An 8658-nucleotide genomic window follows, 5' to 3' on the forward strand; every position below is an offset into this window, starting at 1 on the left:
TCACACTCCCGGTGGCTCAGGCCACGCTCGCGTTCTTGTCGCCCTTGGCCGCTTCTTCCCGCGGCGGCAAACCGCGCAAGCGGCGAACCTGCTTCTCGGTGCGCAGCTCGAGGAGCCCGGCAAAGGTCGCCTTGATCACATTGTGAGGGTTCGTGGTGCCCAGGGACTTGGTGAGAATGTCCTGGATTCCGGCCGTCTCGAGGACGGCTCGCACCGGACCACCGGCGATCACTCCGGTACCCTCGGAGGCAGGCTTGAGCAACACCCGCCCGGCCCCGAAGATTCCGGTGACCTCGTGCGGAATGGTGTTGCCCTTCATCGGTACACGAATCATGTTGCGCTTGGCAACGTCGATGCCCTTGCGGATCGCCGACGGAACTTCTTTGGCCTTGCCCGAACCGTAGCCGACGCGGCCGTTGCCGTCACCGATCACCACCAAGGCGGAGAAGGAAAAGTTCTTACCACCCTTCACCACCTTGGTGACGCGGTTGATGTGTACCACCTGCTCGAAAAACTCGCTGTCGCGCTCAAAGTCCCTGGCCACAATACTCTCCTCGAGATCCTCAGTTCCTTAGAACTTGAGACCCTTTTCGCGCGCCGCGTCGGCGACCGCCTGGATCTTGCCGTGATAGATGAAGCCGCCGCGATCGAAGACCACCGATTCGACGCCCTGGGCCTTGGCCCGCTCGGCGATCGTGGCACCGACGGCGGCGGCCGCCGCCCGGTTGCAGGAGCCGGTGTCGATCAGGCCCTGGACTTCCTTGTCCAGGGTGCTCGCCGACGCCAGAGTACGCCCGGCGGCGTCGTCGATGACCTGGGCATAGAAGTGCTTCAGGCTTTTGAAGACGGCCAACCGCGGACGCTCGGAGGTGCCCTTGACGCGGTTGCGCAGACGGCCGTGGGACCGCTGACGGCGGTGGCGCTTGAGCTTCAATCGCTTCGCCTGGTAGTCGCTCATCGAACTCTCCTCGCAGCCGTCGCCTTAGGCGCCGGCCTTGCCAACCTTGCGACGAATCACCTCGTCGGAATACTTGATGCCCTTGCCCTTGTAGGGGTCCGGGCGGCGCAGGCTACGGATCTCGGCGGCCACCTGGCCGACCTGCTGGCGATCCGCACCACTCACCTTCATGCGATAGTTCTTGTCGATCTCGATCGCGATGCCATCGGGAATCGCGAAGATCACCGGGTGCGAGTAGCCGAGAGCGAAATGAATCTCCTTGCCCTTGACCTCGGCCCGATAACCGACACCGATGATCTCCAGCTCCTTCGAGAAGCCCTCGGTGACGCCGATGACGGCGTTCGAGATCAGCGACCGCAAGAGACCGTGCTTCGAGCGATCGGGACCCGTGTCGCCAGGGCGGCCGACGGTGATCTGACCGTCTTCCATCTCCACCGGGAAGCCATCGAACAAGGACTGCATCACCTTGCCCTTGGGGCCCTCGGCGGTGAACACACCGTCGGCGATGTCGATCTTGGCCCCCTTCGGAATCGGGACCGGCATCCTTCCGATACGCGACATCTTCTACCTCCTACCAGATCTCGCAGAGGATCTCGCCACCGACCCGACGGGAGCGCGCGTCGGCATCGGAGAGCAAGCCCTGGGAAGTCGACACGATCGCCACGCCGAGACCGTTGCGAATCTCCGGCACGTCGTCGGCACCGCGGTAAACCCGCCGCCCGGGCTTGCTGACCCGGGCCATGTGGCTGATCGCCGACGTCCCTTCGTCGTTGTAGCGCAGGTAGACCCGAATGGTGCCCACCGGCTGCCCCTCGATGAAGCGATAGTTCTGGATGTAACCCTCCTGCTTGAGGACTCGGCAGACCTCGAGCTTGAGCTTCGACGACGGCAGGTCGAGCCGGTCGTGCTTGCTCAGGATGGCATTGCGAATTCGGGTCAAGAGATCCGAAATCGGATCGGTCATCGTCATGATCTACTCCCCTCGCCTACCAGCTCGCCTTGATGACCCCCGGCAGATAGCCGTGGAGCGCCAAGTCCCGCAGGTGAATTCGGCAGAGGCCGAACTTCCGATAGTAGCCACGGGGACGGCCGCAGATCCTGCAGCGGTTGCGATGCCGCACCGAGAACTTCGGGGTCTTCTTCGTCTTTGCGATCTTCGCAGCGGTAGCCACTGACTTTTCTCCTTACAGTCGCCGGCGCGCCCTAGGCACGAGGCCGCACGAACGGCATACCGAGCTCCCGCAGCAGGAACAGGGCTCGTTCGTCGTTACCGGCCGTCGTGACGACCGTGATGTTCAGACCCTTGGACTTGTCCACCTTGTTGTAATCGATCTCCGGGAAGATCAGGTGGTCACGGACGCCCAGGGTGTAGTTGCCACGCCCGTCGAAGCTACGCGTCGGGATACCCCGGAAGTCGCGCACTCGGGGCAAAGCCACCGAGATCAAGCGATCGAGAAAATCCCACATGCGGGTCCCGCGCAGGGTGACCCGGCATCCGATCGGCATGCCTTCGCGCAGCTTGAAGTTCGAGATCGACTTGTGGGCCCGGGTGGTCATCGGCTGCTGGCCGGCGATCGCCGCCAGCTCGGCGACGGCGTTGTCCAGAACCTTGATGTTCTGGATCGCCTCGCCGACGCCCATGTTGAGATTGACCTTCACCAAGCGAGGCACGGCCATCACGTTTTCGATGCCGAACTCTTCGCGCAGCTTCGGAATCACTTCGTCGAAGTAGCGGGTGCGCAGCCGCGGCACGTAGCCGTTGCCGTTCTTGGCCGCTTCGGTCTTCTTGTCTGCCATCGTTCTAAAACCTCACCGAGCCTTCGTCACCGGAGGGTGGAGCCGGTCTTCTTGGCGACCCGCACTCCCCGTCCGTCCTCGAGCCGCTTGCGCTCGATTCGCGAGGGCTTGCCGGTCTCCGGACAAATCACCATCAAATTCGAGACGTGAATCGGCGCCTCGCGCTCGAGCACACCGCCCTGCACTCCCTGCTGGGGATTGGGCTTGGTGTGACGCTTGACCAGATTCACTCGCTCGACCACCGCCTTGCGCTCGTTCGCCATCACTCGCAGCACCTTTCCCTTGGAGCCGCGATCCTTGCCGGCGAGCACCAGGACCTGGTCGCCTTTCTTGACATGGAGCTTGTTCATTACAGAACCTCCGGAGCCAGCGAAACGATCTTCATGTAGCGCTTCTCGCGCAGCTCCCGGGCCACCGGACCGAAGACGCGGGTGCCCACCGGCTCGCCGGCATCGTTGACCAGCACCGCCGAGTTGTTGTCGAAGCGAATGTAGCTGCCGTCGCGGCGCCGCTGCTCCTTGCGGGTGCGCACGATCACCGCCTTGACCACCGTGCCCTTCTTGACGGTGCCATCCGGCGTCGCCTCCTTGACGGAAGCGGTGATGACGTCGCCGAGCCGGCCGTAGCGCCCGGAAGATCCACCGCGCAACTGAATGCAGGCGATCTTCTTGGCCCCCGAGTTGTCGGCCACGTCGAGAACAGTTCCCATTTGGATCATGGCTCAAGTGCCTCCTACTCGGCGCGCTTCAGGATCTCGCGAACCCGCCAGCGCTTGTTCTTCGACAACGGACGACTCGAAACGATCATCACCTGATCGCCGACGTTGCACTCATTGGCCTCGTCGTGGGCCGCGAAGCGGGTCGTCTTCTTCATGTATCGCAGGTAGAGCGGATGCATCACGGTCTTGTTCACCGCCACCGTGACGGTTTTGTCCATCTTGTCGCTCACCACCGTGCCGACCTTGGTCTGCTGCCGGCCGCGGCCGTTCTGCGTCTCTTGCGTCATTGCCCACCTCCCTCGGCCCGCTTCTCGCGCAGGACCGTCAACACCCGAGCCAGGTCCCGCTTCACCTGCCCCACCTTGGACGGCTTTTCCAACTGTCCCGTCACTTTGTGGAGGCGCAGGACGAAAAGCTGTTCCGCGAGCTCCTTCTCTTTCTCGAGAAGCTCCTCGACCTTCTGCTCCCGCAGTTCCGAAGCCTTCATGATCTACCTCACCTGTACTCGTCGTTGCGCGTCACGAAACGGGTCTTGAAGGGCAGCTTGTAGGACGCCAAGCGCATGGCCTCGGCGGCCACCTCCGGCTCCACCCCTTCGAGCTCATAGATGATGCGGGCCGGCTTGATCACCGCCACCCACTCTTCCGGGCTGCCCTTACCCTTACCCATTCGGGTTTCGAGGGGCTTCTTGGTGACCGGCTTGTCCGGGAAGACCCGAATCCAGACCTTGCCACCACGCTTCACGGCGCGGGTGATGGCGATACGGGCGGCCTCGATCTGTCGGGCGGTCATCCAGCCCGGCTCGAGGGCCTGCAGAGCGTAGTCGCCGAAGGCGATGTAGTCGCCGCCCTTGGTGTTGCCCTTGCGCCGACCGCGCTGCTGCTTCCGGTGCTTGACCTTCTTCGGCATCAACATGGCTTAACTCTCCAATCCTCGCCCCGTCAGGCGGTCGCGCGACGGCTGCGCTCGCGCAGCAGGTCGCCCTTGTAAACCCACACCTTGACGCCGATCAGGCCGTAGGTGGTGTTGGCCTCGGCCAACCCGTAGTCGATGTCCGCCTTCAGCGTGTGCAGCGGCAGACGGCCTTCCTGGTACCACTCGGTGCGCGCGATCTCGTGCCCACCGAGGCGACCGGAGACCATGATCTTGATGCCCTTGGCGCCGAACCGGAAGGCCGACTCCATGGCCTTGCGCATGGCGCGCCGGAAGGAGACGCGGCGGGTGAGCTGCCCGGCGATGGACTGCGCCACCAGCTGGGCATCGAGCTCCGGCCGCTGCACCTCCTGGATATTGATGTGGACTTCCCGACCGAGCTTCTTGATCAGGTCGTCGCGCAGCTTGTCGACCTCGGCCCCCTTGCGGCCGATGATGATGCCCGGTCGCGAGGTGTAGATGGTGATGCGCATGCGCTCGGCGGCCCGCTCGATGTCGATCTCACTGACGCCGGCGTGGGCGAGGCGCTTCTTCAGCCCCTCGCGCAGCTCGACGTCCTCAAGCAGGATGTCGGCGTAGTTGCTCTCGGCATACCAGCGCGAATGCCAGGTCTGGTTGTAGACGAGACGGAACCCGTAGGGATGAGTTTTCTGACCCACCGAAGCTCTCCTTAATCCTCACCCTTGCGGGAATCGAGTTTGATCGTGACGTGGCTCTGCCGCTTGAGGATGCGGAAAGCCCGTCCCATCGGCTGCGGCCGCAGACGCTTCAGCGTGGGGCCGCAGTCGACGAAGATCTCCTTGACATAGAGGCGGTCGATATCCGCCTGATCGTCGCGGTTCTCGGCGTTGGCGACGGCCGACTTCAGCAGCTTCTCGATCGGACGAGCCGCTGCCTTGGTGCTGAGCCTCAGGATAGCCGCCGCTTCGTCGACCTCCTTGCCGCGGATCATGTCCGCCACCAACCGCACCTTCTGCGGGGATCCCCGGTGGTACCGGAGTCGTGCTGTAACTTCCATCTTCGCAGCCTCCTTCGCGAGCCCCGCCCTAGCGGGCGCGAGCCCCCCGCTCGTTCTTCTTGCCGCCGGCGTGACTGCGGAAGGTTCGCGTCATGGCGAACTCCCCGAGCTTGTGACCGACCATGTTCTCGCTGACGTACACCGGGATGAACTTGGCCCCGTTGTGCACGGCGATGGTGTGACCCACCATGTCCGGAATGATCGTCGAACGCCGGGACCAGGTCTTGATCACCCGCTTCTGTCCCGACTCGTTCATGCGATCGACCTTCGCGATGAGATGGTCGTCGATGAAGAATCCCTTTTTGAGCGAACGCGCCATGGTATCTCTCCCGCTACTTCTTGTTGCGGCGCCGCACGATCATGCCGTCGGTGCGCTTGTTGTTTCGCGTCTTGTAACCCTTGGTCGGGACACCCCACGGAGTGCAGGGGTGCCGACCACCGGAGGAGCGGCCCTCACCACCACCCATCGGGTGATCGACCGGATTCATCACGACGCCACGGTTGTGCGGCCGACGGCCACGCCAGCGATTTCGACCGGCCTTGCCCAACGAGACGTTCTCGTGGTCGAGGTTACCCACCTGGCCAATGGTGGCGTAGCAGGTCATCAGCACCTTGCGCACCTCGCCGGAGGGCAGCTTGACCTGGGCGTAACGACCCTCCTTCGCCATTAGCTGGGCGCCGGCGCCGGCGCTGCGCACCAGCTGGCCGCCCTTGCCCGGACGAAGCTCCACGTTGTGGATGATCGTACCGAGGGGGATCTTCGCCAGCGGCAAACAGTTGCCCGGGTTGACCTCGGCGGTCTCGCCGCTCATCACCGTATCGCCGACCTCCAGGCCGTGGACGTACAGCATGTAGCGCTTGTCGCCGTCGGCGTAGTGCAGCAGGACGATGCGCGCCGAGCGATTGGGGTCGTACTCGATGGTCGCCACCTTCGCCGGCACGCCGTGCTTCTGGCGCTTGAAGTCGATGGTGCGATGACGGCGCTTGTGAGCTCCGCCCCGGAACCAGATCGTCTGGCGGCCCGAGTTGTTGCGACCTCCGGTGCGCTTCTTGCCGCGGGTCAGCGGCTTGTAGGGCCGCGTCTCCGTGATCTCCTCGAAGGTCGGATAGGTCTGAAACCGGCTCGCCGGGTTGGTCGGCTTTCTCTCTTTGATCGCCATGGTCTAGACCCCCTCGAAGAACTCGATCGACTTCTCGCCCGGCGCCAGCCGGACGTAAGCCTTCTTCCAATCGGGACGGCGGCCGAAGGACCTGCCCTGACGCCGCATCTTGCCGTGCATGTTGGCCATCCGCACTTCGGCGACACGCACCTTGAACTGCGCCTCGACGGCCTTCTTGACCTCGATCTTGTTGGCCCGGCGATCGACCTCGAAGGCCACGATGTTGCGCTCGTCGCGCAGCTCCGTCGACTTCTCGGTGATCAGCGGGCGCCGGATGACGTCTTGAACCCTCATTTCGAAAGCACCTCCAAAAGGCGGTTCAGCGCCCCTTCGCTGAGCAGCAAATGGGGGCGACCGACGACGTCGTAAACGTTCACCGCCAACGCGTCCACCGCCTTCAAGGCCGGGTTGTTGCGCGATGCCCGCTCGAGGTTGAGGTTGTCGCGCGAATCCACCAGCAGAGCCTTGCCCTCGATGCCGAGGCCGGAGAGGGACTTCGCCAACTCCTGGGTGCGGTGACTCGCCAGCTCGAGGGAGTCGAGAACGGTGATCTGCTCGGCGGCGATCTTGCGCGACAGCGCCGACTTCAGGGCGTTGCGCTTCTCACGGGCCGAAAGCTTCTTCTCGTAGCTGCGCGGTTGCGGACCGTGGACGATGCCACCCTTGCGCCACTTGGGGTTGCGGATGTCGCCCACCCGCGAGCGCCCGGTGCCCTTCTGACGCCACAGCTTGCGACCGGAACCGGAGACCTCGGAGCGGGTCTTGGTCTTGTGCGTGCCGCGGCGAGCGGCGGCCTGGACCGCTTGCACCGCCTCGTGGATCAGGTGCTCGTTGTAGGGATATCCGAACACCGCCTCCGGGAGCTCGATCTCCCGCAGCGTCTTGTTGTCGAGATTCTTGACTGCGATCTTCATCTCTCAGATCCCTTCGACCTAGCCGCGCTTGGCACGCTGGATGGCGATGTAACCGCCACGCGAGCCCGGCACGGAGCCCCTCAGGTAGATCAAGTTGCGCTCTTCGTCGACCTTCACCACCAGCAGGTTCTTGGTGGTGATCCGGGCCGCTCCCATCTGACCCGGCAGACGAACTCCCGGGAAGACGCGAGAGGGGTATGCGGACTGACCGATCGAGCCCGGGGCGCGGTGGAACATCGAGCCGTGGGTGGCGCGTCCACCGCCGAAGCCGTGACGCTTGATCACCCCCTGAAAGCCCTTGCCCTTGCTCGTCCCGATGACGTCGACGTAGTCGTCCTCGGCAAAGATCGAGGCCTTGTACTCGTCGCCGGCAGCCAGCTCGGCATCGGCCTCGACATGGAACTCGGCGAGGAAACGGGCAGGCTCGACGCCGGCCTTCTTGAAGTGACCGGACATCGGGGAATTCACCTGGTTGGGCGTGTCGTCCTCGACCAGGCCGACCTGCACCGCATCGTAGCCGTCGTTGTCGGCGGTCTTGCGCTGCACCACGCGGCACGGACCGGCCTGCACGACGGTCACCGGAACGGCGCGACCGTTGTCCTGGAAGATCTGGGTCATGCCCAGCTTTTTGCCTAGGATTCCTTGCATCGTCCCACCTCTACTTGCCGAAGGCCTTGATCTCGACGTCCACACCGGCCGGCAGCTCGAGCTTCATCAGAGCGTCGACGGTCTGGCTGGTCGGCTCGAAAATGTCGAGCAGGCGCTTGTGGGTGCGGATCTCGAACTGCTCGCGCGACTTCTTGTCGACGTGCGGCGAGCGGTTCACCGTATACCGCGCGATGTGCGTGGGCAGGGGAATGGGACCGACCACCCGGGCTCCCGTCCGCCGAGCCGTATCCACGATCTCGTGGGTGGAGGTGTCCAGGATGCGGTAGTCGTACGCCTTGAGGCGAATGCGAATCTTCTCGTTGTCCATGATCGTTCCTCAGATTCCCCGATTGCCGGCCCAGTCGTCCTATTCGACGATTTCGGTGACGGTTCCGGCGCCGACGGTGCGTCCGCCCTCGCGGATGGCGAAGCGAACGCCCTTCTCCATGGCGATGGGAGCGATCAGCTGGACCGACAAGTTGACGTTGTCGCCCGGCATCACCATCTCCGTC

At 63.9% G+C, this 8658-nt stretch carries 20 protein-coding genes; all 20 read right to left on the reverse strand.

The features are described 5' to 3' along the window. Window positions 1–16: 16 nt before the first annotated feature. Complete coding sequence (gene rpsE / locus AAF604_13910; protein MEM7050757.1) at window positions 17–544, reverse strand: 30S ribosomal protein S5; 528 nt, start codon at window positions 542–544, stop codon at window positions 17–19. Between the two features lie 27 nt (window positions 545–571). Next, a complete protein-coding gene (rplR, locus tag AAF604_13915; protein MEM7050758.1) occupies window positions 572–958 on the reverse strand; it encodes a 50S ribosomal protein L18 in 387 nt (128 codons plus the stop codon). Between the two features lie 24 nt (window positions 959–982). Next, on the reverse strand, window positions 983–1519 hold the full coding sequence (gene rplF / locus AAF604_13920) for a 50S ribosomal protein L6 (protein ID MEM7050759.1): 537 nt from the start codon (window positions 1517–1519) through the stop codon (window positions 983–985). Window positions 1520–1529: 10 nt separating this feature from the next. Further along, window positions 1530–1928 carry a 30S ribosomal protein S8 gene (gene rpsH / locus AAF604_13925; protein MEM7050760.1) on the reverse strand — a complete coding sequence of 133 codons (399 nt, stop codon included), beginning with the start codon at window positions 1926–1928 and terminating at the stop codon, window positions 1530–1532. A 16-nt stretch (window positions 1929–1944) separates the two neighbouring features. Further along, on the reverse strand, window positions 1945–2130 hold the full coding sequence (locus AAF604_13930; protein MEM7050761.1) for a type Z 30S ribosomal protein S14: 186 nt from the start codon (window positions 2128–2130) through the stop codon (window positions 1945–1947). A 31-nt stretch (window positions 2131–2161) separates the two neighbouring features. Continuing rightward, a complete protein-coding gene (gene rplE / locus AAF604_13935; GenBank protein MEM7050762.1) occupies window positions 2162–2755 on the reverse strand; it encodes a 50S ribosomal protein L5 in 594 nt (197 codons plus the stop codon). A 26-nt stretch (window positions 2756–2781) separates the two neighbouring features. After that, a complete protein-coding gene (gene rplX, locus AAF604_13940) occupies window positions 2782–3105 on the reverse strand; it encodes a 50S ribosomal protein L24 (protein ID MEM7050763.1) in 324 nt (107 codons plus the stop codon). Further along, window positions 3105–3473, reverse strand: a complete 369-nt coding sequence (gene rplN, locus AAF604_13945; GenBank protein ID MEM7050764.1) for a 50S ribosomal protein L14 — start codon at window positions 3471–3473, stop codon at window positions 3105–3107. Before rplN ends, rplX begins: the two co-directional genes overlap by 1 nt. 14 nt (window positions 3474–3487) lie before the next feature. Next, entirely contained in the window at window positions 3488–3760 is a 273-nt protein-coding gene (gene rpsQ / locus AAF604_13950; protein MEM7050765.1) for a 30S ribosomal protein S17, read from the reverse strand. Next, on the reverse strand, window positions 3757–3960 hold the full coding sequence (gene rpmC, locus AAF604_13955) for a 50S ribosomal protein L29 (protein MEM7050766.1): 204 nt from the start codon (window positions 3958–3960) through the stop codon (window positions 3757–3759). The genes rpsQ and rpmC overlap by 4 nt, the downstream gene beginning before the upstream one ends. 8 nt (window positions 3961–3968) lie before the next feature. Next, window positions 3969–4388, reverse strand: a complete 420-nt coding sequence (gene rplP, locus AAF604_13960) for a 50S ribosomal protein L16 (protein MEM7050767.1) — start codon at window positions 4386–4388, stop codon at window positions 3969–3971. A 26-nt stretch (window positions 4389–4414) separates the two neighbouring features. After that, window positions 4415–5065 carry a 30S ribosomal protein S3 gene (gene rpsC / locus AAF604_13965; GenBank protein ID MEM7050768.1) on the reverse strand — a complete coding sequence of 217 codons (651 nt, stop codon included), beginning with the start codon at window positions 5063–5065 and terminating at the stop codon, window positions 4415–4417. 11 nt (window positions 5066–5076) lie between these two features. After that, on the reverse strand, window positions 5077–5424 hold the full coding sequence (gene rplV, locus AAF604_13970; protein ID MEM7050769.1) for a 50S ribosomal protein L22: 348 nt from the start codon (window positions 5422–5424) through the stop codon (window positions 5077–5079). A 28-nt stretch (window positions 5425–5452) separates the two neighbouring features. Further along, window positions 5453–5743, reverse strand: coding sequence for a 30S ribosomal protein S19 (rpsS, locus tag AAF604_13975; protein ID MEM7050770.1), 291 nt, complete (start codon window positions 5741–5743; stop codon window positions 5453–5455). Between the two features lie 13 nt (window positions 5744–5756). Then, window positions 5757–6584 carry a 50S ribosomal protein L2 gene (gene rplB, locus AAF604_13980; protein MEM7050771.1) on the reverse strand — a complete coding sequence of 276 codons (828 nt, stop codon included), beginning with the start codon at window positions 6582–6584 and terminating at the stop codon, window positions 5757–5759. 3 nt (window positions 6585–6587) lie between these two features. Continuing rightward, window positions 6588–6878: a 50S ribosomal protein L23 gene (locus AAF604_13985; protein MEM7050772.1), complete on the reverse strand. Its 291-nt coding sequence runs from the start codon at window positions 6876–6878 to the stop codon at window positions 6588–6590. Beyond that, window positions 6875–7498 carry a 50S ribosomal protein L4 gene (gene rplD / locus AAF604_13990; GenBank protein MEM7050773.1) on the reverse strand — a complete coding sequence of 208 codons (624 nt, stop codon included), beginning with the start codon at window positions 7496–7498 and terminating at the stop codon, window positions 6875–6877. The genes AAF604_13985 and rplD overlap by 4 nt, the downstream gene beginning before the upstream one ends. Window positions 7499–7516: 18 nt before the next feature. Beyond that, entirely contained in the window at window positions 7517–8146 is a 630-nt protein-coding gene (gene rplC / locus AAF604_13995) for a 50S ribosomal protein L3 (protein ID MEM7050774.1), read from the reverse strand. Window positions 8147–8156: 10 nt separating this feature from the next. Beyond that, on the reverse strand, window positions 8157–8474 hold the full coding sequence (gene rpsJ, locus AAF604_14000; GenBank protein MEM7050775.1) for a 30S ribosomal protein S10: 318 nt from the start codon (window positions 8472–8474) through the stop codon (window positions 8157–8159). A 39-nt stretch (window positions 8475–8513) separates the two neighbouring features. Further along, the coding region (gene tuf, locus AAF604_14005; protein ID MEM7050776.1) for an elongation factor Tu at window positions 8514–8658 on the reverse strand (145 nt) is incomplete at its 5' end.

The organism is Acidobacteriota bacterium (assembly GCA_039028635.1).
Taxonomy (GTDB): Bacteria; Acidobacteriota; Thermoanaerobaculia; order Multivoradales; family JBCCEF01; genus JBCCEF01.